A 2690-nucleotide genomic window follows, 5' to 3' on the forward strand; every position below is an offset into this window, starting at 1 on the left:
GACCCACGCCGAGAACTTGGGCATACGCGATGGCTTGGGCCACACCGGCGCGGAACTCCTCCACGCGATCGGGGTGACAGGCAATACCGCGTTCGCCGGCTTCCCAGTCGCCCGCGGGCAGGTTGTGCAGCACCAGCTGCAAACCATTGCCATTGAGCCTGGCCTTGATGTCGGCGGCGCTGAACGCATAAGGGAAGAGAAATTCCACGGCCTTGAAGCCGGCTTTGGCAGCCGGTTCAAAGCGGTCGAGGAACGCATGTTCGGTATAAAGCATGCTGAGATTGGCGGAAAATTTAGGCATGGCTTCTCGCTGGTAATGTATTGACTGTTGCTGAAGGTTTATTCGAGCAAGCCAGCCAGTTCAAGACCTTCACGGCCCTTGGGGTGGCGGCAGTCGATGTCTTCAAACTCGTTGACCTTGTCGATCTCGGTGCCCATTGCGATGTTGGTGACCTTTTCGAGGATGATTTCCACGACCACTGGCACCCGGTATTTGCGTGCCATCACCTGTGCTTCGACCATGGCGTCGCTGATTTTTTCAGGATCGGTCACACGCAATGACCTGCAACCCAGGCCTTGCACCACGGCCTGGTGGTCCACGCCGTAGCTGCGCAGATCACCTTCGCCTTCCGGTACATTCTGGTTTKCGAAAGCCAGCTGCACGCAGTAGTCCATCTCAAAACCACGCTGGGCCTGGCGGATCAGGCCCAGATAGCTGTTGTTGACCAGCACCTGTACGTAGGGCAGGTTGAACTGCGCGCCCACGGCCAGCTCTTCCATCAAAAACTGGAAGTCGTAGTCGCCGGACAGCCCGACAACCGTACGTGTCGGGTCGGCGGCCACCACGCCCAAAGCTGCGGGAATGGTCCAGCCCAGCGGGCCTGCCTGGCCGCAGTTGATCCACTGACGTGGCCCGTACACATTGAGAAACTGCGCGCCGGCAATCTGGCTCAGGCCAATGGTTGTCACGTAAATGGTGTCGCGCGGGAACACCTTGTTCATCTCCTCGTAAACACGCATTGGCTTGATGGGGGTCTCGATAAAGTGGGACTTGCGGTGCATGAGCTTTTTCCGCTCGGCACAGCGGGCCGCCCAGCTGCCATAGTCGGGCAGGCTCTTGGCCGCCTTGCGTTCGCGAGCCACCTGCACCAGCAATTGCAGCGCGGCCTTGGCGTCGCTGACAATGCCAAAGTCCGGGTTGAACACGCGCCCGATCTGTGTCGGCTCGATGTCGACGTGCACGAAGGTGCGGCCTTTGCAATACACCTCGGGCGAGCCGGTGTGGCGGTTGGCCCAGCGGTTGCCGATGCCGATGACGAAGTCGCTGGCCAGCATGGTGGCGTTGCCGTAGCGGTGGCTGGTTTGCAGTCCGCACATGCCCGCCATTAAAGGGTGATCGTCGGGAATGGTGCCCCAGCCCATCAGTGTGGGAATGACCGGCACACCGGTGAGTTCGGCAAATTCGACCAGCAAATCGGAAGCGTCTGCATTGATGATGCCGCCGCCGGCGACGATCAGGGGTTTGCTGGAGGCGGCCAGCATGTCCAGCGCCTTTTCGATCTGCTTGCGGCTGGCGGCAGGCTTGTAGACCGGCAGCGGCTCGTAAGTGTCAATGTCGAATTCGATTTCGGCCATCTGCACATCAAAAGGCAGGTCGATCAGCACAGGGCCGGGCCGTCCCGAGCGCATCAGGTGAAAGGCTTGCTGGAACGAGCGCGGCACTAAAGCCGGTTCGCGCACGGTCACGCTCCACTTGGTGACCGGTTTTGAAATGGACTCGATGTCGACCGCCTGAAAATCTTCCTTGTACAGGCGTGCTCGTGGTGCCTGTCCAGTGATGCACAAAATCGGAATGCTGTCGGCAATCGCAGAGTACAGCCCCGTGATCATGTCGGTGCCGGCCGGGCCGCTGGTGCCTATGCACACACCGATATTCCCCGCTTTGGCGCGTGTGTAGCCTTCGGCCATGTGCGACGCGGCTTCGACATGCCGCGCCAGGATGTGTGTGATCGACTGGCGCTCGCGCAGCGCAGAATAAAACGGGTTGATGGCTGCGCCGGGTACGCCAAATGCCTGTGTAATTCCTTCTTTTTCCATCACCAGAACGGCGGCCATGGCGGCCTTCATTTTTGCCATTGAAATCTCCTTGAGGGTTGCTGATCGTTGGAACGGATGGTCGCGGCGTTCGCGGCCGCCGGGAATCCCTGTCCTGTGCATTACGCTTATTCCAAACTGGAATAAATGATTGCCTGGCCGATGCCGCCGTGGTCTACTTGCGCGCATGGATCGCATTCAGGCCATCAGGCTTTTCATTCGCGTGGTCGACCTTGGCTCTTTCAGCAAAGCCGCGGCCGACATGGGTATGGGCCAGCCTTCGGCCACCAAGCTGGTAGTGCAACTGGAAAAGCAACTCGGTTCGCGGCTGCTACACCGCTCAACCCGCGGCGTCACGCCCACCGAGATTGGTGCGCTGTATTACGCCAAGTGCAAATTGATCGCTCACCATGTTGAGGAAGCAGAGACCGTAGCTGCGTTGTTGCAGTCGCAGGTCCAGGGAGGTCTTCGAATTACCACTTCGGTGGCCTTCGGGCGACGTGTGCTGGTGCCGCTGGTCATGCGTTTCATGCAGCTCCACCCCAAACTGCAAATCGAGCTGAACTTCGAAGACCGATATGTGAGTCTGGTTGAAC

Annotated in this window: 3 protein-coding genes; 1 reads left to right on the forward strand and 2 read right to left on the reverse strand. The window is 59.4% G+C overall.

Annotation, left to right across the window (positions count from 1 at the left end; genetic code table 11):
- Both AC1D0Z_RS19160 and gcl read right to left on the reverse strand, forming a co-directional pair.
- Window positions 1–301, reverse strand: a 301-nt coding sequence (locus tag AC1D0Z_RS19160; RefSeq protein ID WP_477659777.1) for a TIM barrel protein, incomplete at its 3' end; no start/stop codon positions are given.
- A 38-nt stretch (window positions 302–339) separates the two neighbouring features.
- Entirely contained in the window at window positions 340–2136 is a 1797-nt protein-coding gene (gene gcl, locus AC1D0Z_RS19165; RefSeq protein ID WP_477659778.1) for a glyoxylate carboligase, read from the reverse strand.
- 145 nt (window positions 2137–2281) lie between these two features.
- Between gcl and AC1D0Z_RS19170 the strand changes: the two genes are divergently transcribed.
- A partial coding sequence (locus AC1D0Z_RS19170; protein WP_477659779.1) for a LysR family transcriptional regulator occupies window positions 2282–2690 on the forward strand: 409 nt, incomplete at its 3' end.

It is taken from the genome of Polaromonas sp. P1_E3 (assembly GCF_056405935.1).